The sequence below is a fragment of the Cryobacterium sp. TMT1-66-1 genome, from assembly GCF_004403435.1.
Lineage (GTDB): Bacteria > Actinomycetota > Actinomycetes > Actinomycetales > Microbacteriaceae > Cryobacterium > Cryobacterium flavum.
On the sequence record NZ_SOGP01000016.1, the window covers coordinates 1 to 23,823 of the forward strand.

Sequence of the window (23,823 nt, forward strand, 5' to 3'; positions counted from 1 at the left end):
GGGGCCGGCGGGGCCGGCGGGGCCGGCGGGGCCGGCGGGGCGGTCGCCAAAAACGCTGCGGGCGGGGCGGGTGGCAGTGGTGGTCCGGCAAACTGAGCCGCCGGTGCAGGGGGCGCCGGCGGCATGGATGCCAGCGGCATCGAAGGTGCAGCGTTGTGGCCGACCGGCGTGGGAACGGCCGGCTGTGCCGGCGCCAGTGACAGCAGAGTCACGGGGGCGAACGGTACGTATCCGGTCGCGGCTATGCCCGGCATCCAGCCGGTGTCGACCGACTTTCCGAACCCCAGCACGCCGGCCCAGATGGGAAAGGAGATCAGGTAGAGCAGGGTGAACCCGCCGCCGTGCCCCAGACGTCGGTTGACGTTGTTGACCGCCATGATGAACACGACGAGGGCTACCAGGTTCGCGGCCGGAATGAACATGCCAATCACCCACAGGGCCGAATACCGACCGAGCTCAAGCAGGGTGATGGTGTTGACGATCGGCACCCAGGCCTTCCAAGCCTGCTCGCCGAGTTTCAGAAAGACCTTGCCGAGGGCGATCGACGAGAACACATACAGGCCGAGGCCGAGCAGCACGGCCACCACAACTACGGCGATCGCCGCTCCAGATGATTCATCCATTTATGCTTCACGGCCGCTGATCGGCGGCCGCTCCCCCAATCTGCTGGTGTCGCGCCGGTTCGGGCGAACGGTGATGACGTCGTATCGAGCTGAGCGTCGGCGAAAAGTGAACAGGTGGCGGGCATCCGCCAGTCGAGAGAAGGAGCGCAGCGAGATGGCTGCGCGCAGGCGTTGCCGCCGGGTTCCACTGGCAGCGAGGCCGGCGCGTTCGGCCGTGACGAGCGCCCAGAAGGCGTCGCTCTCGTCGACCTGAGGTGACACCGGCCCGAAGACAGCCCTGTCGGCGAGGGTCGCAAGCTGGGCACCGCCCGCCGATTCGTAGTATGAGGCGGTCTCGACCCGGGTCATGCTGCCCTGGTCGCTGAAACCGCGGTCGACGACGGCGTCGATGTATTCGTCCCAGCCGCCCGCGAACCTGGCCGATACGTCGGCCGCGCGGGCCCGGTCACGTCGACGCTTGAATTTGGCACCGAGAATGACCAGGAACGGGGTGCTGATCGCGAGCAGCGCGGCCAGGCTGATGCCGCCGACCTTCAGGATCGCGAACAGCCAGGCCAGATCGGTGCCGGTGACCGTGTCCTGCTCCGGCTGGTCTTCACCGTTGGTCGGGTTCGCCTCGGGCGCGCGCTGCTCGGTTGCACCTTCGGCGATGACCTCGGTGTTGTATTGCGGGTCGCGGGTCGTGTCGTCGATGGGTGACAGCGGGTTCTGAAACTGCGGGGTCGCGTCCAGGGTGATCCAGCCGCCGTCGCCGCTGGCCACTTCGACCCAGGCCGCGAGGTTCTGGCCCGAGCAGACTCCGCCCCGGCACGCCCCGGGTGCGCCCGAATCAGCGCCGGATCCCAGGGTGAATCCGAGCACCACGCGGGACTCAAAGCCGAGGTGACGAGCGAGCAGTGCGGTAGCGACGGCGAACTGTTCGTCGTCGCCGATAGCTGCCACAAGCTGGGAATTCTCGGTGGCGGTCGTGCTGTTCTGCTTCTCCAGCAGCGCGGTGAAGAGAGCGTCGATGCGGGCGACCGAGTGCCCGGACAAGCTCGGCGAGAACTGGTAGTCGCCGAGGTCAGCGGTCCAGGAGTCCACCGCCGGCACGGTCAGGGAGTGACTGAGGTAGCCGCGCTCGCGCAGGCGGGTGACGAGTTCGGCCAAGCCGGTGCCATCGCGTGTGACGGCCTGGGCGTCGACCCAGTCGACCAGGCTCTGCGGAATGAGCGTTTCATCGATCGCGTCACCGGCCGGGCTGGCGAGAGAGGCGAGGTCCGTCGCATCCGCTTGCGAGTCGGAGACGATCGTGTAGCGGTCGCCGCGCTCGAGGGCTTTGAGTTGAATTCCGGATGCCGTACCCGCGTTGTAGAAAAAGCCGTCGCTCAGGTCAGCCGCGCGATCACCGGCAAAGCGGATGCTCGACAGCGCGCCGGCCCCCGGCATCCAGACGCCGCTGTAGCCGGCAATGTCGAACCGGGTCGTGACGCTGTCCGCGCTCGCCCCGCGCGCGTGCGGCACCCGGGCGAAGGCGGTGGCCTGGTCGTTCTCGCCCGCGGCGGGGTCGACGACCCGAAAGACTTCTCCGTCGTAGTAGCTGAGCACGGCGAGGCGCACGCGGGAGTCGGTGCCGTCGTCGATGGCCGGGCCGGATACCGTGAACAGCTCGGCGTCGTACTGCTCGGCGCTGAAATAGCTGCGGTACTGGCTGAGCGGGCTGACGTATTCGCGCAGTTCAACGGCCGGGTCGATGCTGCTGCGGAGCACCTCACGGGTCGGCGTCGCGGCAACGGCCGACAGCCCGCCGAGGGTGACGCCGATGGCGAGAACGAGCACCCCGCCGGCGAGAATGGCCCGGCGCAGACGACCGCCGAGGCCGCCGGGAGTGCGCCGCACCCCGGTGGTGCGGGCAGCCAGGTCGAGTGCCTCGCTGCGGGCGAGGTGGGTGCGCCAGGCCAGAAAGCCGAAGGCCAGCAGCAGGGCGGCCAGGCCGATCAGGCTTTCGCGTGGTGCCGGCAAACTCACACTAAAAAAAGTCAGCGGAACGCTCACGGCACTCGATCCGAAAACGAGGCCGAACAGTTGCACGGCAAAGATCAGCGGCACGGCCAGGGCCATGAGCCGGCCGCCGCGCCAGGCCAGCGAGAGTGCCACGGTGGTGCCGCCGAGAAACAGCAGAAAGGCGGGGGCGAGCAGCGACTGATAGGAGCCGACCGGCAGTTGGATGGTGACGAGTTCTTTCCAGCTGAAGACCGTCGCGGTCACCAGGTCGAGCAGCCCGCCGACGGCGTTCGGCACACTCGTGAGGGCGGTCGGCACCGCGAGCGGTACCCCGAGCAGCAGGTAAGCGCCCAGCACGGTCAGCAGCACGGTGAACCAGCTCCAGCCTCGACGGGCGCCGAGCCAGGCCAGAGCCAGGCCGGTGAGAATCGCTCCGGCCGCCATGATCAGGTAGCTCACGTCCTGGTAGATCGGCCAGGCCGCCCACACGGCAACGAGCATCATCGCCACGATGAACACGGCGTTGATCACCCGGGCACGCCGGCGTGGGACCGGCCCACGGCGCGGGCGGGTGGTCGGCACGGCACCGGTCGCAGGTCGCATGGGCTGAACTTCGGGCGCGCTCATGCTGCTCGTCGACTCAGCAGGGATCGCAAGTCGTCGAGCACACCGATGGTCAGGACGCTGGTGCCGGCCAGGTCACGAAAGCTCGGCTGTTCGTTGGGGTTGCAGAATACGGCGACGACCTGCACGTTGCCGGCAAATTTGAGGGTGAGAGCCTGCAGACGCCGAGCGGTCATCGCCGAACCGCAAATCACGAAGGCGATGGAGATGTCGGGCACCACCTGCGCGGCGAGCACGCAGACGTCTTCGACGTGCATCGCGTGCGAGCTGGTTTCGATGGCGGTGAGGTCGTCGAGCAGGGTGCGCGTCGACACGACGCTCAGGCTGCGTACCGAACGGATGCTCTTCCGCACGATATCGGGGATTTCCTCGCTCGCTACGACGGCCAAATCGCGGCCGTCGCGAATGGCGCGCACGCCGAGCGAACCGGCGGCGCTGACCGCCATCTCGAACTCGTCCTCCGACGCGTATTCGGCATCGTTGAGGCTCAAGACGATGGCCAGGCGGGAGCGCCGGCTTTCTTCGAACTGGCGCACCATGAGCTTGCCGGTCTTCGCGGTGGATTTCCAGTGAATGTGCCGCTGCCCGTCACCCGGCGCGTACTCGCGAATGGCGTGAAAGGAGATGTCGGAGTCGACGATGTCACTCGTGGGGTTGCCCTCGAGGTCGCGCACGAACCCGGCGCTCGTGCTCGGAATCGACACGGTCACCGGATGCACGAACAGGCGGTTGACGTCGGCCCAGGCCACTTCACGGCCGAGCACACCGAGCGGGTCGCTGCGCACGGTCGTGACCGGGCCCACGTCAATCACACCGCGACGGTAGGCCGGCACGCGAACGTGCTCTTCGTGAACCTGGCCGCTGCGGAGGAGCGGCACGTAGACATCCGCCAGGCCTTTGCCAATGGGAACGTCGACGCGACCCGGCAGCTCGAGCCGTTTGGACACGTTGGTGACGGTGAGGGTACCCAAAACCTCGGAGCCGGCCACCACCCGGTCGACCGGCAGCACGAAGTCGACGCTGTAGGCGCGGCCGCCGGCCAGAAAGGGCAGGGAGATGAGAATGAGGGCGACCGCCACACAGCCGGTGACGATCAGTTCGGTCCAGCCGAAAACGAGGCCGAGCGGCAGCAGCACGATCGCCGTGGCGACGACGACCCAGCCGGCCGGCGTGACCGTTTCGCCCACCCATTCGACGGATACCCGCGCACCGTTTCGCACAATTCGCGAAACCCGCATCCAGAGCACGACGGCGCCCACGAGGGTCAACGCTGTTGACTGGTTCGTGCGCGTGGTGCTGTACCGGGTGTGCGTTGCAGACCTGGTCTGGGTGCTGGTTCGCGCCAGATTTGAGGTCTGGGAGCGCCGCGATTCGGTGTGGAAACTCACGCCAGGTCACTCCGACTGGGCGGTACGACGTCGAGCAGAATCTGGCCGATGACGGCGCTCGCCGTGACGCCGTCGAACTCGGCCTCCGGGTCGAGCACCATGCGGTGCGCGAGCACCTGGTCGGCGAGGGCCTTGACGTCGTCGGGGGTCACGAAGGTGCGGCCGTGGGCGACGGCCCAGGTTTTGGCGGCCTTGGTGAGGGCGCGTGCGCCACGCACGCTGACGCCCATGCGCACCTGGCGGGCATCCCGGGTGGCCTCGACCAACCGAACGATGTAGTCGTAGACCAGGGGGTTCACGAACACTCCGCGGGCGATGTCGCTCATGCTCACGAGCGCCTGCGGGGTGATCACCGGGGCGAGTTCGTGGCGCACGTCGGCGGTGCCCTCGAGAATGCGAATGGTCGAGGCGAGGTCGGGGTAGCCGAGCGACGCCTTCATCATGAACCGGTCGAGCTGCGCTTCGGGCAGCCGGTAGGTGCCGGCCTGCTCGATCGGGTTCTGGGTGGCGATCACGAGGAACGGCACACCGGTTGAGCGGGTGACGCCGTCGATGGTCACGTTGCCCTCTTCCATCGCTTCGAGCAGCGCGGACTGGGTCTTCGGGCTGGCGCGGTTGATCTCGTCGGCGAGCACGACGTTGGCGAAGATCGGTCCGCTGTGAAACTCGAACTCGCCGGTCTTCTGGTCGTAGACGGTGATGCCGGTGACGTCGCCGGGCAGCAGGTCCGGGGTGAACTGGATGCGCGTGGAGACTCCCTGCACGGTCTGCGACATGGCGCGGGCGAGCGAGGTCTTGCCGGTACCCGGGTAGTCCTCGAGCAGCAGGTGGCCCTCGCTGACCATCGCGGTGAAAGCGAGTTCGATCACGTGGCGCTTGCCGAGAACGACCTGCTCCACATTGTCGACCATCATCGCGAAGGTCGCGGAAAACCAGTCTGACTGCTCCGTGGTGATTGTCATGTGTGTGGCTCTTTCAGTGGGGCGAGATTTAGGTGGTGGGCGCAGAACAGCCGGTGGCGGTTGTCTGGGTGACAGCGGAGACAGGGGCGAGGCCGGATGTCTGCGCGGCCGTCCATGTGATGGTCCAGGTCACGTTCCTGGTTTGTTCCGCGTCACCCGGAACGACGGCGGTGTTGCGGTACTCCCACATCCGGCCACCATTCGGGTTGGGCACGTCAAACTCGGCACGGGTGACGACGGCCGTCGCGAGACCGGCAGCGGTCGCATCGACGGCGACCTCCAGTGTGCGGCCAATCAGGCATCCCGCGGTGGTAAGGCCGGTGACGGCGTATTCGACCTGCCAGGCGCGGTCGGAATCCGCTGCCGTCACCGTCGACCAGTCGCTGCACAGGGTGTCGTCGTTGCTGGTGCAGTAGCGCGCTGTGATTCCCGGGTTAGCGCCGAAGACGCTCGAGCCGGCGACCTCGTCGTATCCGTCGAAGTCGACCACGAAATCATTGGGCACTGTGGCCGACGAGGTAGGCGTCGTGAGCAGGTACTTTCCATTGGCCGGCGTCGCCATACCGTAGGTGTACGAGCCGTCGCCCGGAGCGGAGGGCTTCACCCACGTTGTGACGGAGCCCGCGCTGCCCACCGCCTCGCCGTATCCGTTGGAATAGCAGACCGTCACGTAGTACCTGGTGTGCTTGGTAAGGCCACCGATGGTGGAATCCTTCGAGGTGAGATTTCCCGCCGAGGTGATTCCCGCCACGGTGAACGTGCAGACGGCGTCCGGTGTGGTGGATGCCACATACAGAATATGTTCGGTCTCGGCGCTGTAGTTCTTATCGGGATTGGTACCCGAAACCGTGATCGCGGTGTTCTCCGAGGTCAGCGTGCCAGCCGTGATCGAGGGAGCTCCGGCCACGATCACCGTTTGCTTGACCGACAGATCAGTGGGTCCGCTTCCGGCCGGCCGGTCGTACTTACTCAGCGGGGTGACGGTGATGGTCTGCTCGCCGACGGGCAGCGTGCGCGTGAATTCCGTCGTTCCAACACCGGGAACAGCAACGGTTTCTTCCGTGCCGTTGACGCTGTACCGGTTGGTGGACGGATCGTCGTTCTTGATCTTCACGGTCACTACGCCCTGCGCCGTCGTCGTGCGACCGTCGAAGACCGGCTCGGCCGTGAGCTCGCCCATGCCCGGAGTGTCATAAGACCAGGCCGTCACGCTCACCACGGTGCGCGATTCCCCGACCGCATTGAAGGCTTTGGCCTCGTAGTCAGCTTTGTCACCGTTCGCCGACGTCGTGATGTTGCCGCAGTCGCCCGACGTGTCGCACCTCGCCACCGAAGCGCCGTTGCGGTACAGGTTGAAGCCTTCGAGGGCCGGGTAGGCCGCGTTAGCGCCGCCGGGGCTCACCGAGAGAGTCACCGACCGGTCGTCGTAGGCGATTTGGGCCACGGCGTTCGGCGCTTTCGGGTAGCCCTGCAGGTCAACCGTGATCGACCCATTGCGGGTGCCGGCGCTGAGCTTGCCCTGCGCGTCGCGCACCACAAAACTCGCCTCGCAGACACCGCCGGCGGTGTCGCCCGACCAGCTGGCTCGAACATTCTTGGAATTCTCGACCGAGAACGACACCCCAACGCAGGTGCTCGGGGCGGTGACCGAGACCAATTCAAGCGGTGTTCCGCGGTACAAGTTGACCTCGCCGGGGGTGCCGACGACGGCAATCGAGCAGCTCGATCCCGACGACTGGGTGCAGGTCGTCGCGACGGTGCCGCCCTTGGGCAGTTCGCTCGGTGCCGGGCCCACCTTGAGCGCGAGCACCGCCGGAATCGCCTCGCGGTGGCTCGACAGGCTCACGGTGACCGCCGCCTCCCGGCCGGCCACGGCGTTGTCGGCGACAGAGATCGTGAGAATCGAGCCGTCCTGCGTGACGGTGAACTGATCGGAGGAGAACTCGATCGCAAAGGTCAGCGCCGGCACGTCGCCCTTGCCCTGCCACTCGACCATGTGGCTGAGGTCGTAGCGAACGGCGTCGGCTCCCGGGCTCTCGGTCAGCGCGGCCGGGCGCAGTTCCGGCTGGGGGTCGAGCGGCTCGACCACGATGGGTACTACCAGCTGCGTGTAGTCCTCCTGTCCATCGATGCGTGCCGGCACCGTGCAGGAGTCGGTCCAGGGCGCATCGGAACCGGCCGTGTAGGTGACCGTCGTGCCGGAGTCGAAGGTGCAGGCCGCCTTGCCGCGCTCCCCCGACGAACGGATGCCCGTGCGCTGCAGTTCCAGCGTGGTCCCGGCGGGAATCGACACGAGGCTCGTCAGATCAAAACTGACCGAGGCATCTTCCCGCACGTTTTGGTCGACGTTCCCCTTCTTGAGCGCGATGATGATCGCATCCTTGGCCGGAATGCGCAGGAACCCGTAGGTGGTCACCAGGGCGCCCTGAAAATTCGGGCCGGTCAGGGCGAACGGGGCGAGTAGTCCCTCGTCGGGGACGTCGCCGCGGATCTTCCAGCCCGACACGTCAAGGCCGGGGTGGTTTCCCCACAGGGTCAGGGTGAGATCGGAGACATCCCCGGAGTTCCAGGACACCTTGTCGGTGACCACGTCGATGCCCTTGGGAAACCCGTCTCGTTCGTCGAGGGTCAGGGTGGTATCGATCACGACCGGGTAATCGGGAACCGAGGTGCGCACCACCTTGACCACGATGAGTCCCTGGCCGACGTCGTCGTTGGCGTTGGTCACCGAGTAGACGAAGGTGAGCAGGCCCGGCTCGTCGCCGGCCGTGAACACCACGCGCGCGTCGGTGACGGAGTCGATGCGCCCAGCCAGCGCGTCGTACTCAGCGGTGCCAGCCGCGGCGTCGGGGGTGACCTGGCTCAGGGTGAGGCGGCCGCCGCCGGGTTCGATGTCGTTGGCGGCGGGAAAAACGACGACCTGGTTGTCGGGCCCGGCCTGCACCTCGACGTAGTCGCTGAAGGTGATCGGGCTCGGATTGGAGCGCTGGTCGAGTACGCCGATGCGCACGAGGGCGACGCCGGTGGTTCCGGCGGTGTCGCGTACGCGGTACTGAAATTCGATGGCGCCGTGATAGTCGCGGGGGCTGGAATAGACGACGGCGTCGCCGGTGGCGTTGAGCGAGGCCGTTCCGCGGGCCGGCTGGGTGAGCACCCGGTCGAGCACGACGGTGTCACCGTCGGGGTCGGTACCGAAACTGTCAAAGGGAATCTCGATGGTCTCGCCCGACAGCACCCGACCGTAGAGGGTGTGCGGCTGGGGCGCCGTGTTCTCGCCGTCGGCGAGCACCTCGACCGAGACCTTGGCCGAGTCGATGAGTTCCGGCGAGCCGGCGGTGTAGACGCTGTAGGCCACCTCGTAGCTGCCCGGTTCGTCGGGGGCGAGGTAGCGCAGCTCGGCGCCGGCCGCGAAAGCGAGGCCACGGTCACTGCGGTTCTGCACCGATTCGGCGTTGAGCATCACGATGTTGCCGTCGGGGGCCACATCGTTGGCGAGCACCGGGATGTCGATCTGGGCGCCAACGCGCACCGAGACGCTGTCGTTCATGGCGATCGGCGTCTGCGGAACGGATGCCGGAAGCAGGTAGACGGTGGCCTCACCGCGCACGGTGTACAGCGGGTTTTCGGTGCCGTCCGACACCGTGTAACGCACGGTGCCGAGCTTGCCCGGTCGTTCGTCAGCGGTGGAACCGCGTACGCGCAAAATGTTCTGCCCGACGACATCGACGCTGAGCGAGGCCCCGAAGACGGTTTCGGGAATGGCCTCGCCGAGCAGCAGCACCCGGCCGGCCGGATTGGACACGGCGGTGAAGACGTCAACGCTGGTGTCGGCCTTGGGCCGCACGAAAACGGTCACGGGGGAGGTCGTGAGTGCCTGGGCATCCGCTGACACCACCGAAATGCGCGCGAGCGTGACGACCTCGCTCACGTCGTCGGCGATGGTGAGACTGACGGTGTAGTTACCGACGACGGTCGCGGAAAAGTCGAAGGCAGTACCGTTCGCCGTGATGCTCACGGCCCCGCCCTCGGTGCTCGACGGTGTCGTCGCCGACGTGATGCGGTACAGCCCGGCGGCGCCCGAAATGTACTCGGCGGGGTTCACCGTGAGGCGCTCGTTCACCGCGGCGAGCAGTGCGAACGGTTCAACGGTGAGCCGTGGCGTGGGCGTGACCACGATCGTGAGCACCTTCTCGGTCGAAGCGCCGTGAATGTCCGAGACGCGCACCAGAATCGTGGCCGACTGGGCGGCCTGTTCGGCCGCGTTCGGGTGCTTGTAGACGAGCACGCCGGCCGGCGTCACGCTGACCGAGCCGATAGCGGTGGTGTTCAGAGCGGATGCGACGAAGATCGGATCGCCGTCGGGATCGACCCAGCCGGGCAGCACCGGAATGGTCACGGTGCCGCCGGGCTGTACCTCGGGGCTCGGCCAGTCCTGCAGGCAGCCGTCGGTGCCGCACCAGACCGGGGCAGAATTGATCTCGTCGCCGTGCACGGTGAGGGTGACCGTCGTCGATGCGGAGTCGAGGCCGTCGGCGCGCGATCCGTCGGTGATGGCGTAGTTGAACGTTGCAGAGCCGCGAGCGCCGGGAGCCACCTGCACGGCGAGAGCCTGGTTCTGATCGGTGACGGTGACGGTGCCGAAATCGGGGTCGAGGCCGGTGACCGAGGCGGGCACGACGCTCAGCACGTCGTCGTTGGCGTCGTGGTCGTTGAGCAGTACCGGCAGCGTGACCAGCTGGTCGATGCGCACACCGAAGGCGTCGGGCACGGCAATGGGGGCTTTGGGTTCAACGACCTCTGAAGCTTCCTCCACGTTGTCCTGGCGCTGCGGTTCTTCGGCGGCGGCGAGGGTCCAGTCCTGGGAACTGGCGACCAGGGCGCCGCCCGGAACGGTCCACACCCATCCGCTCCGGGTGTCATTGAGAATCATGAGCGATTCGTTGGCGCGAAAGGCGGGGGCGGCGTCGCCGGTCGGAGTTGCTGCGCCGTAGCTGAGGGCGGATTCGCCGTCGCTCTCGCTGAACAGGGTGCCGCCGACCCCGGAGGCGGGCAGCCAGGCGGCGTAGCGTTCTCCTTTAAAAGGGGTCGGCGCGGCGGGGGCGCCGAGCACGGTTTCATTGTTGCCGACCAGTTCGGTGCGGGCCCCGTCGGCGAGCGCGAAGGAGACCAGGCCGGTCTGGTCGGCGACGAGCACGTCGTCGGCGGTGGTGCTCGGGCGTTGCAGCACGGCCAGTTCGCTGAGGTTGGTCGGGGTCGGAGCGTTCTGCCCGGCCAGCCACAGTTCGTCGCCGACCACGCTGAGCAGCGCCCAGCTGTCGCCGACAACGCTCAGTTGGCTTCCGGGCTCGGCCGGGCCGTCGGTCACGTCGTCACTATTGCTAATCTTGTCGTCGACGATGGAATAGCGCAGCACGCTTGCGGCCTCGCTGGAGTAGCTGTAGAGCACCCCGTCCGGTGTGATCGCGATGGCGTCGGAGCGGTAGACGCGCGGGGTGTCGCCCTCGGCTACCTCGTCGTCGGCGTAGGGATTGACCGCGCGCGGTGCTTCCGCGGCGCCCACGGTTCCGGCGAAGACCGTTCCGGCGCTCGTGAGATAACCGACCCAGGAACCCGACGACACGATGGTTCGGGTGCCGGCCGGCGTGCTGTCGTAGTCGCTGGCGTCGTCACCGAGGTCGATCGGTGCCGCGAGGCTCACGTCGACGACCTTCTCGTTGTTCTGCGCGTAGAGCAGCACGGTGGAATCGGTTTGCACCAGTTCGCTCGGCGCCGGCACGGTTTTCACGGTGTCGAGTTCGCCGAGGTCGGTGTTGACGCGGGCGTACCGGTTGCCGTCGCCGCTCTGCAAAGCCCAGATCGAACTCGCGTTCACCGGCGTCTGCTTCACGTCGAAACCATCGACGACGATCGCCACGGTGGCCAACAGCGCGCCGATCGCGCACACAGCGGCAATGCGGATGACGCCGAGACGAGCCGTTGACAGCACGGGCAGGCGGCGGCGAGTCCGTTTGCCGGCCATCAGAGCAGCCCGGTGATCACGAGCACGCCCACGGTGGCGCCGATCCCGACGATGACAGCGCTGGACAGGAGCAGGCTCAGTGTGAGCGGGGTGAATCGGGTGCGAGCCGTGTCGCTCGAGTCCGGCAGGGTGCCCTCGCGGGTCTGCGAGGCGGGGCGGCGGGTACTGCGCCGCGGGCCGGGGCGCAGGGTGGGAATAGAGACATTCGAGATGATAGCGCCACGCGATTCGTGGTTATCAAAATCCACCGGCGCACCAGCGGATGCCCAGGCCTCGTCGGCGACCTCCAGCGCGGTGAGGGGCAGGCCGAGGTCGCGTTCCACCCGCTGCAGGTCGTAGGCACACTCGAGCATGCTCCCCTGGCGGGCTGCCGGGTCGCGACTCATCATGCGGGCGAGGGCGCTTTCAAAGGAGGCGGGAACATCCGCTCGCCCGATGCTGGTGTATTTGGCGCGGCCAATGCGCTGTTTCAGCTGTACCCGCGACCCATTGGAACCGGCTGGCAGTTCGAACGGCGCCCGTTCGGCCAGAAGCGAATACATCGTGGCACCGAACGACCAGACCTCGGTGGCGATCGTACCGGTGGTGCGTTCGTCGACGATCTCCGGAGCGCTCCACGGCAGCGACATGGCGAACAGCTCGTCGCGGGCACCGCCGGCCAGCGACGCGGCGATGCCGAAGTCACCGAGCACCGGGCCGCCGAAGGTCGTGGTGAGAATATTGGACGGTTTGATGTCGCGGTGCAGCACCTTGGAACGGTGCGCTGTCTCGAGGGCGCAGGCAATTCGCACGGCGATATTGAGCACGGTGGCTACGGGCAGCGGCTGGGTACGCTCCCGGGACGAATAGGAGCCGGGGCAGAATTCCATAACCAGGTAGGGGCGGCCATCGGCCGAGATGCTCGCGTTGTAGACGGTGAGAATGGACGGATGCGAGCTGAGGCGCGCCATGACGTCCGCTTCGGCATTGAAGGAACGCAGTACGTCGGCGTCGACGATGTCCTGCAGCAGCACTTTGACCGCCACGGACCGGCGGGGCATGTTCTGTTCGAACAGAAAAACGTCGGCAAATCCACCGGTGCCGAGGGGGCGCACGTAGGTGTAGCCCGACAAAATGGGCGGAGCAGAAGGAAGTCGCCTGCCCATCGCTCCCCCGACCTGCATTGTTTCTGTCTTGCATCTTTGTCTTCACTCGCAAAGACGCAGCTGGTCTCAGATCCAATCTTAACGGCGACACTCGACCCCGCCACACACTGGGGCAAATGGTACACCCCCAAAATGGGGGTGCCTAGCTAAGTAGTCGTGCGCGTCACTGGGAATAGACGGTCTTGGCAAGTGAGCTGCCGCGGATATCTCTGACAGTGGGCCCTCTTAAAATGAGGGATCACTGAAAGTAGAGATCAGCATGACCGCATCGCGGAGAAAATTTACCCAGGAGTTCAAGGACGAGCTGTGTCGCGAGGTGATCAATACCGCGAAGCCGATTAAGGACGTCGCCACCGCATATGGCGTCGGTCCCGGAGACGCTCCGGAACTGGCTTAACAAATATCGTGAGGTCAACGGCGGCACCGAAGCCGACCTGACGGTCTCGGAGCGGGCCCGTTTGAAGGAACTCGAGCGGGAAGTTCACGAGCTGCGGGCGGAGACCGGATTCTTCAAAAAAGCCAGCGCTTACTTCGCGCGGGAGCAGCGGTAGTGAGCAAGTACGAGTACATCGACTCCCAAAGATCTGAGCTCACCAACCAGAATTCGGTGGTGAAAATGTGCCTCTGGCTGGCCGTCTCCACGTCCGGGTTTCACCACTGGGCGATCCGTCCGCAGTCCGCGACCGCGGCTCGCCGAGAGGCCCTGCTCGCCCGGATTCAACACTTCTTCGAGGAGTCCGACGGCACGTACGGGTACCGCCGAATCCACGCCGATCTCGCCGCGGAGCAGACCGAGTGCTCGCCCGAGCTGGTGCGGCAACTCATGCGCCAGATCGGCCTCGTGGCCTGCCAACCACGGCCCTTCCGCATCACGACCGAAGCCGATGCGAAGGCGGCCGCGAGCATGCCCGACCTCGTTAAGCGCGACTTCACCGCCGACCGTCCCGGAGTGAAGTTCGTCGGCGATATTACCTACATCCACACTTGGCAGGGGTTCATCTATCTGGCCACCGTCATCGACTGCTATTCGAAGAAGGTCGTCGGCTGGTCCATCGCCGATCACATGCGCACCGAGCTCGTCGCCGACGCCCTCCGCAACGCTGCTGCAACGCTGCTGCAACGACCCTGATCGAGCCTCACGCGATCTGGCACTCCGACCGCGGCAGCGTTTACACGTCGGCTCACTTTCGGGCTCTCGTGACCGGCCTGGGGATGCGCTCCCCCATGGGCCGCACCGGCGTGTGCTGGGACTGTGACACGATCAGCTCATCAGGCTTGGTCGCGGCTTGACCCGTGTTGGGATTGACCGCCGCTCAACCGTGGCGTGTCCTTGTGTTGATCTGTCGACCTCGGCCCAGTCTGGAGCAGGGTTCCGCCTGCTAAGCCATGTCCCAATAGGGGCCTTGCCCGGGTGTTCCCTGCCCGTGTGTATCGTCACAGTCCTGACTGACTTTCTTCGCGGAACCGCCTTCGATAGAACAGCGAATGAAAGGCCAACTCAATGCCCGCCCCCGTTTTAAAGCGCCCTCGCAAACCTCATGGGGTATTCCACGGCGAAGGAGTAATCCTCGGCGTCGATACGCATAAAGATGTTCACGTCGGAGCCGTCCTCACGATGGCTGGGGTGCTTCTGGCAACCCACAGTTTCGCAACCACCAGTGCCGGCTATCAGGCTCTCTTGTTGTGGGCTTACCGTTTCGGTGAGGTGAGCGCGGCGGGAATCGAGTGCACCGGCTCATACGGTTCAGCGTTGATGAAATACCTCCACACACAACATGTGCTGGTCTTCGAGGTCAACCAACCCGATCGTGCGTTACGGCGAAAAGCGGGGAAAACAGACGCAGTCGATGCCGAAGCTGCCGGACGAGCAGTGCTCGCGGGTCGCTCGTTATCGACCCCGAAGGACGGTATCGGAGGAAGCGAGAACCTTCGCCAGATGCGGTTAGTGAAGTCCTCAGCGGTGAAAGCACGCACGACCGCGATCAACCAACTCAAAGGACTCGTCGTCGGCGCTGAACCCGGTCTGCGAGACGAGCTACGAGGGCTGACCACGAAGGCTCTCACCCGGGCTTGTGCGGTCATGCTGCCCACCAGTGTCGAGCGGATGCTGATGGCGGAACTTGCCCACCGGATCAGCTCCCTCACCGACGAACTCACCCGTCTGAAAACAGTCATGACGCAGACAGTCACGGCCTGCGTGCCAGAACTCCTCCAACGATCCGGTATCGGCTACGACAGTGCTGCAGCGCTGATCATCGCTGTCGGTGACAACCCCGAACGGATGACGAACGAGGCATCCTTCGCGGCTCTGTGCGGGGTGAGCCCGGTCGAGTTCTCATCCGGGCAAACAACGAAACGTCGACTCAACCGGGGCGGCAACCGACAAGCCAACGCCGCCCTCTATCGCATCGTGCTCACCCGACTTCGATGGGACCCACGCACCCAGGAATACCTGAAAAACCGTACCGAGAAAGGCAAAAGCAAACGAGATGTCATCCGCTGCCTGAAATGCTACATCGCCCGCGAAATATTCACCATCATCAAAACTATCCGTGACCAGCCCAAACATCTAACACGGGCCGATTTGACACCATAGGGGCATCAACAGCATGGCTGAATCGTTCTTCTCGATGCTCAAAAACGAGCGCGTCTACCGGACCATTTACGCGACCAAAACCCAAGCCCGCAGCGACATCATCCGCTATATCGAGGGGTTCTACAACAGCCGACGCCGGCACTCAGCGCTCGGCTACCGACGCCCCAACGAAGTCCACTATGGTTATCAACAACCAGCCCTGGCAGCGTAGAAGAAACCACTAATTCCGCTGTCCGAAATCCCCGCAGCAGCCCAGTCGGTGGCTGCCTAGATACTGTGACGGACAAGCGAAAAGACCGGACTGAGCAAAGGAGCACACAATGACGACGTACCCTTCAGCGAAGAATCAGGACCCGACTCTCTACTGCTCTTATTTCGGTGGTCCGCGAGACGGACTCAAGTCCGGTGACCTTCCGACTATCCTCTCGGGCAAGAAATTGACAGGAATGGTCTCGAAAACGCCATTGAGTCAGCCTCACCAGTTCAGCCTCTACGCCGTATACGTGTGCACCATCGAGGCGCAGATCAACGGCTTCTGGGAATTCCACTACCGGGGGATGGAAGGACCCGATGGAGAGAAACTCATCGCGGCCACGCCTGACCCCGTCACGACGCAGGTGGACTCGGCTACAGGCCTGGGGGAGCGTGGACGAAGCGGACTCGTCAAGCTCCATGCTGCCCCAGCAACGTGGGAGAGCAAAGCCCGAGGTCTGATGCTCGGACTCGCTTTGGGCGACGCAATGGGCTCAGATACGACTCGGTTTCGCTAAGCTCTCGCTATGGCCTTCGGTGATCGCGGACGTTACAAGTCGCTGGCAACAGCGATCTATCAGTTGCTCCCGGATTTCAACCCGACTATCGAAGCGTTTCCGAACGCTGGAACCGTGGCGGGATTTCCGAAGGAGGCAGTCGTCTTTCACCCGACGAGCAACACCTCACAGTTGGTTTGGATCGAAGCGGGAACGTGGAAGTGGAAGCTCGTCGTAGAGAACCATGATGGGAGTTCCACGGTTACCGATGACCCAGGGGATGGGCCACGTTCAGGTGATTTGCCCGCACGCTGGGCGCTGGGCGGAACTCGACGCTATTTCAAGGGCTGGCTTGCCGATGATCAACCAGCCGAAGACGAGCGAGCCAAAGAGTATCGTGCCTCCCTCTCCCGAGTTCACGTCGAAGACATGCTTTTGCGAGTTGAACGGCTCCTTCTTACCTAGTTCCTAAGCCCTGCCTGATTCCCACTCTCGCATTAGGGCAACTTGGGGTGACTTGTGAATTCGTCGAATATCCGACGCTAAGGGCGTGGGGCCCGGGGCGTCCGATAAGGATCGTTCGCACGGCAGTCCTAGCGCGCTGCATGTCACGCCAGGTGGAAGGAAGTTACCGAGACGGATTCTGAAGCTACGCGGCAGCGACTAGCGCAGAAATAGACCGTCTCAGGTGTCCACGCGCCGCGCGCGATACCTGCGGACCGTGGAAATGCTGGAAACACCGTTTCGGAGAAGCCCCTCCCCGAGCGGCCCGGTTATGACTGGGTCTGCTCCCCTGCGTCGATGGAGACCTCGGCGATCCGCTTGATCGCGGCGAGGGTTTTTGGGATGCCGTCGAGGGCTTGCTGGGTGCGGTCGGTGATTTGAGCGTGGGCGTCTTCGCCGTACTTCTCCTTGAACATGGCGATCCCGTCCGGTAGGAACTCCCACGACTCGGTGAGCATCGTTCCGGTCTTCGCGGCGGTGAAGCTGAAGCCCCAGCGGGCGAAGCTGCCGCCGACCACCCAGGCGAATTCGCGACCGTGCTCTGCTGTCACCACCTCAGACCGGGTTTCCCAGGTCCGGTGTGGGAGCTCGTTGTGTCCAGTGAACCAGGCACCGACCCGACCGGCCTCGGCTTCGTCGTCCCACCAGCATGACGTACAGACCGGGCTCCACTGGCCGGTGCGGGTGATGTCGGAGAGTAGGTCGTAGAGAAACGCGGCCGACGCCTCGATGAGGATGGACTCCTGGTGGCTGACGGTGCTCGTCTCATTCATGCATTTACCCTAGCGGAAGGGGTCATTTCTTCTGCCGTCGGCTGCCGCCGTGCCAGTCCTCCTGCTTTCCGACCGTGTCCGCGTCGACTCCGAACGCGGCCAGCTGTGGCCGTTCGCGCAGGCTGCGCTTGAGCTCGGCAAAACCTGGGAAGCGGGCCAGAGCGACTACGTGGTCCCACAATTCGGCTGCCGAGTCCTCGTGTGGTAGCCGGCTGATCACCGGTCCGAAGAAGGCCACACCGGTGGGTGGCTCGAAGTGGATGATGGGCGTGCCCACGTCTTTTCCCGTCAGGGAGAGTGCCTCGTCTGTCTCCTGCTGGATCTCGATGTCCCATGATTCGTCGTCGAGAGCTTCCGCCAGCTCGAGCGGTAGGCCCGCGTCGGCGAGGATCGGCTCCGCGAACTCACGCGTTCCGCGGAGCTCACGCAGGTCGACCTCGGTCCGATGGTTGTCCGGGTCGGGGGGGCGAAGATGTGGGTCCCGAAGGCGGCGTACAGCGGCGCCATCGCTTCGCGGCCGTGCTCCGCTCGCGCGCGGGCGGCTAGCTCGCAGGAGTCGGAGTCCGGAGGTGTGGCCAGTTTCGTACTCGGGAGGGAAGTGTGCGTAACATTCCCGAATTCACGACAACAGAGAAGATGCTAGGTAATGAACAGGACGGTTGCCGCGCTTACGGCGACCACGACGAGAATTGTTCGGAGAACGTTCGCCGGTAGACTCCTGCCGATTCGTGCACCGAGCCATCCGCCCGTGGCGGAGCCGACACCGACCAGAATCGCAATCTTCCAATCCACCGTTCCGCTTGAGATGAAGATCACGGCGGATACCACGTTGGCAATACCCGCAAGCACGTTCTTGGCACCGTTCGCCTTATGCATGTCAGTCGACCAGAGAATGCCCAAGAGCGCCAGCAGCACCACACCCTGCGCGGCGCCAAAATATCCGCCATATACCCCGGTGCCCAGAATGCCGAGGACGAGCCCGAACGTCACCGGGCGGGTATCCGCGACGATCCCTGTGGACTTGCGCCTCACGAATCGGGCGACCCGAGGTTGAATTGCGGAAAGTAGAGCGGCGAGTAACAGCAAATACGGGACCACCATGGAAAACGTGGCCGCCGGAAGTACGAGCAGGAGCATCCCGCCGACCAATCCGCCGATCGCAGAAAATACGGCCATCACGCCAACGCTGCGCCACTGCCCGCTGAGCTCTCGACGATATCCATACGTACCGGTGATTGCGGCGGGCACGAGACCCACAGTGTTTGACACGTTGGCGGTGAGTGGTGGGATTCCGAGCGCAAGCAGGGTGGGAAACGTAATCAAGGTGCCAGCACCCGCTACGACGTTGATGATGCCGGCCACAATGCCGGCCACCAAAATGATCGTTCCGTCAAGAATACTCATTCAGTTCTCGTTCCTTCGATCCTGCGGGATCGACTCATGCTGGCTTCGCCACGGATAGCTTTGCCCAACTTCACAAATCAGGCGTCAGGCACACCCCAAAGAGAAGGAGAGCTTGTATTTGACCGGGTCGCTTGTTGCTTCGCGATGTGGGCGAGAACCGACTCGACATGCACTGCGGCGGCCTGATAAGCGCCTTCGGAGTCACGAGCTGCGATCGCCTTGACGATCTGTTGGTGTTCGGCGATCGATGACCGTTGTCGCGCGATGGTAAGAAGGGCATTACCACGGCTTGGCTCAATAATTTCATTCACCCGATCCAACAGGCGTAGCAACAAGGGGTTTTGGGCGGCCAGGGCGATCGATCGGTGGAAAACTCGATCGAGCGCGCCATACTCGCCGGGCGTCAACTCCAGCGTCATCTCCGAAATCAGCCCATGCAAATTGGCGATATCCGTTATCGATGCCCGAGTGGCGGCCCTCGACGCGATGGGCGGCTCGATGCACGCGCGGACGTCCATGATGTCGTCCAAGCCGGACGGCGCAATATCGAGGCCGGAAGCGAGAACATTACCGTGCGGGGTGGCTCCCGGGTCCGTAATGATGGTGCCGATACCGGGCTGTCGGCGGACCATACGCCGAACCTCCAAAGCACGCAAGGCGTCTCGCAGAGACGAGCGAGATACACCGAGAATTGCTGCCAACTCGCGTTCAGGGGGGAGTTTTGAGCCCGACGCCAATTCGCGGGACAGGATCAGGCGTTCGATGCGAACAACCAGTCCATCCGGGGTTGAGAGTCGTCCACTCCAACTTTGATTCATCTTTTACGCTCTCTGGTCCGACCAACGGGTGTGCGGTATTGACATTACAGGATTCTCGCGCCTAGCTTGGTCCTACCAAGACATTTGCAATCTCAGGAGAACCTATGAAAGCTTTAACCAAGATTGTTCCAATTCTCGTTGTCGCCGGCCTAGCGCTAACGGCGTGCGACAGCACTGTCAACGCAGAAGTAGACGCCAGCAGCACGACGATTGAAGCTCCCCGCACGATAACCGAGGGCGCTCTGACCTTCTGCACTCCTTTCGAGAGCCCGCCGAATAATTTCTATGACGAGAACCATGTCGAAACGGGAGCGGAGGTCGACCTCGCCCGCGTGCTCGCGGCAAAGATGGGCCTGGCACCCACCTTCCGGGAAACCAAGTTCGCCGCAATCATCCCCACGCTTCAGGCGCAACAGTGCGACGTGATCATGGCTTCTCTCTATATCAAGCCCGAACGCGAAAAGGTTGTCGATTTCGTTCCCTACATGCTCTCCGGACAGGCCGTGGCCGTCAAGGTCGGCAATCCCAACCAGATCACGGGCATGGACGACTCCCTGTGCGGAATGAAAATCGGCGTCAAGGTCGGAACCACCGCTGCGTTCAAGAGCGAAGAGCAGGCCGCGGACTGCGCGAGCAAAGGTTTGGGCGAGCTCACATTGATGTCCCTCGACAATCAAACCATCGGCCTTCAGCAGGTGACTGCGGGACAGCTAGATGCGTACAGCGACACCAGCGCCCTCGTCCTCTACTACCAGACGAAGGATCCGGACGCTTTCGAAATCGCAGGTGAGCCCTACGGCAAGATCACGGTTGGAGCCGCAGTGAATAAGGGCAGCACCGAGCTCCAAAATGCATTGATCACCGCCCTGGACGAAGTTCGACAGGAGGGTACTTACGACGCAATCCTCGCAGACTGGAACGTTGATTCCCTCGCCCTCGACTGAATCTCACGATCACCTATTTCGGAGGATTAATGGATACCGGCCTCATTTTTGATTGGGCGTTTTTTTGGCGCCACCTGCTCACGCCTACCGACGCATTTCTCGATGGCTTATGGCGAACAATTTATATATCGGTTGCAGCCATGGCCCTGGCACTGGTCGTCGGCGTCGGTATCGCCCTCATGGGCAGATCAAAAATCGCCTTGTTCCGCGGCTTCGCTGGCGTCTATATCTGGCTCATCCGCGGTACACCGCTGTTGGTACAGCTGGTCCTCATCTACAGCGGATTGGCTGCGATCGGTGTTTATCGTTTTCAAGACATCTTTATTTTCGGGTTCGTGTTCCAAGGGGTCATCCAGGCAGCCATCATTACCCTGACGATTCACGAGGGTGCTTATATCTCCGAAATTGTCCGCTCGGGAATTGAGGCCGTCGACCGCGGTCAACTTGAGGCGGCGGAAGCGCTGGGATTGACTCCAGCTCGCGGCATGCGGCAAATCGTCATCCCGCAGGCACTGCGAACAATGGTTCCACCACTCGGCAATATTTTCAACGGACTGATGAAGACGACTTCGATACTGAGCATCATCGGCGTCAGCGAGATGTTCCTCGTCGCACAAGGCATCAGTTCGACGACGTTTAAGACGTTTGAGATTTTCCTGGTCGCGGCCGTCTATTACCTTGCCCTCACCACAATTTGGACATTCATCCAGCGCGCCATCGAGATCAAGCTGAATGACCAAATCGGAATCATCAGGGCGAAATCGATGATGCAAAGATTCATCGATCGACGTTCAATCAAAGAATTGGTTAGGAGTCCAGATGGCAACCATTAACGACACGACCCAGAACTTGATAGCTGACGTGCGGACACCGATGGTACAAATTCAAAATATATGTCGGGTCTTGGGCGGAGTCCAGGTTCTCAAGAACATCAACTTGACGGTTGCCCAGGGTGAGGTGGTCGTTCTGGTCGGGCCCTCCGGTGCTGGAAAGACCACCCTGCTTCGCACCATCAACCACCTCGAGGAAATTGACTCGGGCTGCATCCTCGTGAACGGTGAAATGGTGGGGTACCGAGGCGGCCATCGCGGGACGCAGAAGAGGGATACGGCGAAGGGAATCGCCAGAAAACGCCAGGACATCGGCTTCGTTTTCCAGCACTTCAACCTTTTCCCCCATATGAGCGTGCTCGACAATATTTGCCACGCACCCATGAATGTGCTGGGAAAGTCAAAAAAGGAGGCCGTCACGACCGCCGAGCGACTGCTGGAACGGGTCGGTCTGCTCAACAAGGCACTGGCGAAACCGCGCAATCTCTCCGGCGGCCAGCAGCAGCGAGTCGCCATAGCTCGGGCACTGGCCATGGATCCGACCGTCATGCTCTTTGATGAACCGACCAGCGCTCTCGATCCCGAAATGATCGGCGAGGTCCTGGACGTCATGAAAAAACTCGCCGCGGACAACATGACGATGGTCGTGGTTTCGCACGAAATGGGATTCACCCGGGAGGTCGCGGATCGAGTAGTAATCATGGACGACGGGCGAATCATTGAAGAAGGCCATCCAACACAGGTCTTCCAGACCCCGAACCATCCGCGAACCGTCGAATTCCTGTCGAAAATTCTCTAGGAGCTATCGCAGGAACGTGATTCGCCACATAGAAAAGGCTATCTCAATGACCATGATTTCAACTCCTACTTCGGAATCCTCGGTGACCGCCAGATCCGGTGCCATCGCAACATCTCACTCCCTCGCGACTGCAGCCGGTGAAGCCGCGTATGCGGCCGGAGGAAACGCTATTGACGCCGCTTTGGCGGCCGCAGCGGCTTTGGCCGTCGTGTACCCCCATAACACCGCACTTGGTGGTGACCTAGTCGCTCTCGTACGCACTCCGGAGGGCCGGGTCCATTGTGTGAACGCGACTGGTGTCGCGGCGCAAAACGTCGACATCACCGAGCTGCGGAAGAGACACGGCGGCCAGTTGCCACAACGCGGCGTCGATACCATCACGGTTCCGGGAACCATATCCGGATGGAAAGAAATCAGCAGGCTCGGCGCGGAATTGCCATGGGCCGAACAATTCAACCTCTCAATTCAGTACGCGGCCGAGGGTGTACCCGTTTCCCATTCCCTGGCTGAGGCCCTGATCAACGGACGTGATCTCATCGCGCGGGATCCGGGAATGAATTCCATTTTTCTCAGCGACGGACAGCCACTTGGTGAGGGCGCTCTCCTGCAGCAACCCGCCCTGGCACGGACACTCAGCACACTGGCAAAGGGCGGGCCGGACGAGTTCTACCGTGGCGAAATCGGCCGAACCCTGGTAGACGGACTCTCACGTTTGGGATCAGCGTTGACGTTTGATGATTTCGCTGACTATCAAGCTGAGGTCTGCGAACCGATCAGCCTGGAATACCGGGGACACCGGGTCCACACCAGTCCGCCCAATACCCAAGGATTCATCCTCCTCAGGGTCCTGAAGATGCTCGATGAACTCGGTATTCAAGATCCCCTGGGGCGCGACGCTGATTCGCTGGGCAGGCTCTTCTTCGACGGGAACCGGTTCCGCGAGGAACTCCTGGCAGATCCGCGCTTCACAGCCCTTGACCTGGACCAGCTACTTCAGGGAGCCTCCTTAGGGGGAGAAGGAACAGGCAATATTCAGATCCCTACCGGCGACACCGTCGGAATCGCCGCCGCAGACTCCGACGGACTCGCCGTATCTCTCATCCAGAGCATTTACTTCAGTTTCGGCTCGGGCATCTTGGAACCGACAACGGGAATCCTCATGCAGAACCGTGGCATGTCCTTTTCCTTGGACGCAGACTCTCCAAACATCTTGGCGCCCGGGAAACGCCCCAGTCACACTTTGATGCCGGTGTTGGTCACACAGGGCGAGCACCTTCGCTGGGCCAATGCGACGATGGGCGGCAAGGGCCAACCGCAGATCCATACTCAGGCAATCCTGCGGCTACTGGCTGGAGCCACCCCCGAGGATACGGTCTCCAGTGCTCGTTGGATCGTAGGTCCGCACGTTCCAACGGACGGTCCTGAGACCGTCTACGTAGAAACCGACACGGCGCCCGAAGCTAAAGAAGCCATCTTGAAGACTGGGTTCGCCGTCCACGAAATTCCTCCCCTGACGGATTGGATGGGCCATCTGCAGATCGTCGCGGCCCAGCCGGATGGAATTTTCACTGCCGCAAGCGATCCACGGTCTGACGGTTCCGCCTTCGTCGTCCCAAGAGCTTAATCCTTTGATTCCCCGGGGAGAACCAATCACCACCTCCG

17 protein-coding genes and 2 pseudogenes are annotated in these 23,823 nt (G+C 63.3%); 9 read left to right on the top strand and 10 right to left on the bottom strand.

All coding sequences use genetic code 11. The features are described 5' to 3' along the window. The 6 genes from E3T29_RS11030 to E3T29_RS11055 all read right to left on the bottom strand — a co-directional run. Positions 1 to 623, bottom strand: a 623-nt coding sequence (locus E3T29_RS11030) for a DUF5684 domain-containing protein (protein ID WP_241987767.1), incomplete at its 3' end; no start/stop codon positions are given. Continuing rightward, entirely contained in the window at positions 624 to 3,233 is a 2,610-nt protein-coding gene (locus E3T29_RS11035; protein WP_134345470.1) for a transglutaminase domain-containing protein, read from the bottom strand. Further along, positions 3,230 to 4,618 (bottom strand): DUF58 domain-containing protein, encoded by a 1,389-nt coding sequence (locus E3T29_RS11040; RefSeq protein ID WP_134345471.1) that lies wholly within the window; start codon positions 4,616 to 4,618, stop codon positions 3,230 to 3,232. The genes E3T29_RS11035 and E3T29_RS11040 overlap by 4 nt, the downstream gene beginning before the upstream one ends. Further along, positions 4,615 to 5,580: a MoxR family ATPase gene (locus E3T29_RS11045; protein WP_134345472.1), complete on the bottom strand. Its 966-nt coding sequence runs from the start codon at positions 5,578 to 5,580 to the stop codon at positions 4,615 to 4,617. Before E3T29_RS11045 ends, E3T29_RS11040 begins: the two co-directional genes overlap by 4 nt. A 28-nt stretch (positions 5,581 to 5,608) precedes the next feature. Continuing rightward, positions 5,609 to 11,599: an Ig-like domain-containing protein gene (locus E3T29_RS11050; protein WP_134345473.1), complete on the bottom strand. Its 5,991-nt coding sequence runs from the start codon at positions 11,597 to 11,599 to the stop codon at positions 5,609 to 5,611. Then, a complete protein-coding gene (locus E3T29_RS11055; RefSeq protein ID WP_241987768.1) occupies positions 11,599 to 12,762 on the bottom strand; it encodes a serine/threonine-protein kinase in 1,164 nt (387 codons plus the stop codon). Before E3T29_RS11055 ends, E3T29_RS11050 begins: the two co-directional genes overlap by 1 nt. Before the next feature lie 241 nt (positions 12,763 to 13,003). Between E3T29_RS11055 and E3T29_RS11060 the strand changes: the two are divergent. From E3T29_RS11060 to E3T29_RS11080, 5 genes and pseudogenes are all read left to right on the top strand, one after another. Further along, positions 13,004 to 13,995 (top strand): annotated as a pseudogene (locus E3T29_RS11060) (IS3 family transposase); the annotation flags it as partial. A gap of 250 nt (positions 13,996 to 14,245) precedes the next feature. After that, entirely contained in the window at positions 14,246 to 15,340 is a 1,095-nt protein-coding gene (locus E3T29_RS11065) for an IS110 family transposase (RefSeq protein WP_134345474.1), read from the top strand. Positions 15,341 to 15,347: 7 nt separating this feature from the next. Continuing rightward, positions 15,348 to 15,551: pseudogene (locus tag E3T29_RS11070) on the top strand (integrase core domain-containing protein); the annotation flags it as partial. Positions 15,552 to 15,660: 109 nt separating this feature from the next. After that, complete coding sequence (locus tag E3T29_RS11075; protein ID WP_134345475.1) at positions 15,661 to 16,110, top strand: hypothetical protein; 450 nt, start codon at positions 15,661 to 15,663, stop codon at positions 16,108 to 16,110. 9 nt (positions 16,111 to 16,119) lie between these two features. Beyond that, on the top strand, positions 16,120 to 16,554 hold the full coding sequence (locus E3T29_RS11080) for a hypothetical protein (RefSeq protein WP_134345476.1): 435 nt from the start codon (positions 16,120 to 16,122) through the stop codon (positions 16,552 to 16,554). Between the two features lie 308 nt (positions 16,555 to 16,862). Here E3T29_RS11080 and E3T29_RS11085 read toward each other — a convergent pair whose 3' ends face one another. The 4 genes from E3T29_RS11085 to E3T29_RS11100 form a co-directional block, all read right to left on the bottom strand. After that, a complete protein-coding gene (locus E3T29_RS11085) occupies positions 16,863 to 17,366 on the bottom strand; it encodes an SRPBCC family protein (RefSeq protein WP_134345477.1) in 504 nt (167 codons plus the stop codon). A gap of 22 nt (positions 17,367 to 17,388) precedes the next feature. Beyond that, a complete protein-coding gene (locus tag E3T29_RS20245; protein ID WP_198421029.1) occupies positions 17,389 to 17,643 on the bottom strand; it encodes a hypothetical protein in 255 nt (84 codons plus the stop codon). Positions 17,644 to 18,005: 362 nt separating this feature from the next. Continuing rightward, positions 18,006 to 18,770 (bottom strand): sulfite exporter TauE/SafE family protein, encoded by a 765-nt coding sequence (locus E3T29_RS11095; RefSeq protein WP_134345478.1) that lies wholly within the window; start codon positions 18,768 to 18,770, stop codon positions 18,006 to 18,008. A 77-nt stretch (positions 18,771 to 18,847) separates the two neighbouring features. Then, positions 18,848 to 19,588 carry a FadR/GntR family transcriptional regulator gene (locus tag E3T29_RS11100; protein ID WP_134345479.1) on the bottom strand — a complete coding sequence of 247 codons (741 nt, stop codon included), beginning with the start codon at positions 19,586 to 19,588 and terminating at the stop codon, positions 18,848 to 18,850. Between the two features lie 104 nt (positions 19,589 to 19,692). On the opposite strand from E3T29_RS11100, the gene E3T29_RS11105 reads away from it, so the two are divergent. Genes E3T29_RS11105 through E3T29_RS11120 form a run of 4 tightly spaced genes read left to right on the top strand, consistent with a single transcriptional unit; the run spans position 19,693 to position 23,785 of the window. Next, positions 19,693 to 20,532: an ABC transporter substrate-binding protein gene (locus E3T29_RS11105; RefSeq protein WP_134345480.1), complete on the top strand. Its 840-nt coding sequence runs from the start codon at positions 19,693 to 19,695 to the stop codon at positions 20,530 to 20,532. 29 nt (positions 20,533 to 20,561) lie between these two features. Then, entirely contained in the window at positions 20,562 to 21,365 is an 804-nt protein-coding gene (locus tag E3T29_RS11110) for an amino acid ABC transporter permease (protein WP_134345481.1), read from the top strand. Beyond that, on the top strand, positions 21,352 to 22,161 hold the full coding sequence (locus tag E3T29_RS11115) for an amino acid ABC transporter ATP-binding protein (RefSeq protein WP_304997028.1): 810 nt from the start codon (positions 21,352 to 21,354) through the stop codon (positions 22,159 to 22,161). The genes E3T29_RS11110 and E3T29_RS11115 overlap by 14 nt, the downstream gene beginning before the upstream one ends. 46 nt (positions 22,162 to 22,207) lie before the next feature. Next, complete coding sequence (locus tag E3T29_RS11120; RefSeq protein ID WP_241987770.1) at positions 22,208 to 23,785, top strand: gamma-glutamyltransferase family protein; 1,578 nt, start codon at positions 22,208 to 22,210, stop codon at positions 23,783 to 23,785. Positions 23,786 to 23,823: the final 38 nt, after the last annotated feature.

Excerpts from the sequence above, each read along its gene's own strand:
- E3T29_RS11050 (WP_134345473.1), bottom strand. The coding sequence starts at position 11,599 with ATGGCCGGCAAACGGACTCGCCGCCGCCTGCCCGTGCTGTCAACGGCT.
- E3T29_RS11100 (WP_134345479.1), bottom strand. The coding sequence starts at position 19,588 with ATGAATCAAAGTTGGAGTGGACGACTCTCAACCCCGGATGGACTGGTT.
- E3T29_RS11120 (WP_241987770.1), top strand. The coding sequence starts at position 22,208 with ATGACCATGATTTCAACTCCTACTTCGGAATCCTCGGTGACCGCCAGA.
- E3T29_RS11115 (WP_304997028.1), top strand. The coding sequence starts at position 21,352 with ATGGCAACCATTAACGACACGACCCAGAACTTGATAGCTGACGTGCGG.
- E3T29_RS11045 (WP_134345472.1), bottom strand. The coding sequence starts at position 5,580 with ATGACAATCACCACGGAGCAGTCAGACTGGTTTTCCGCGACCTTCGCG.
- E3T29_RS11065 (WP_134345474.1), top strand. The coding sequence starts at position 14,246 with ATGCCCGCCCCCGTTTTAAAGCGCCCTCGCAAACCTCATGGGGTATTC.
- E3T29_RS11095 (WP_134345478.1), bottom strand. The coding sequence starts at position 18,770 with ATGAGTATTCTTGACGGAACGATCATTTTGGTGGCCGGCATTGTGGCC.
- E3T29_RS11110 (WP_134345481.1), top strand. The coding sequence starts at position 20,562 with ATGGATACCGGCCTCATTTTTGATTGGGCGTTTTTTTGGCGCCACCTG.
- E3T29_RS11055 (WP_241987768.1), bottom strand. The coding sequence starts at position 12,762 with ATGCAGGTCGGGGGAGCGATGGGCAGGCGACTTCCTTCTGCTCCGCCC.
- E3T29_RS11085 (WP_134345477.1), bottom strand. The coding sequence starts at position 17,366 with ATGAATGAGACGAGCACCGTCAGCCACCAGGAGTCCATCCTCATCGAG.
- E3T29_RS11105 (WP_134345480.1), top strand. The coding sequence starts at position 19,693 with ATGAAAGCTTTAACCAAGATTGTTCCAATTCTCGTTGTCGCCGGCCTA.
- E3T29_RS11080 (WP_134345476.1), top strand. The coding sequence starts at position 16,120 with ATGGCCTTCGGTGATCGCGGACGTTACAAGTCGCTGGCAACAGCGATC.
- E3T29_RS11075 (WP_134345475.1), top strand. The coding sequence starts at position 15,661 with ATGACGACGTACCCTTCAGCGAAGAATCAGGACCCGACTCTCTACTGC.
- E3T29_RS11035 (WP_134345470.1), bottom strand. The coding sequence starts at position 3,233 with ATGAGCGCGCCCGAAGTTCAGCCCATGCGACCTGCGACCGGTGCCGTG.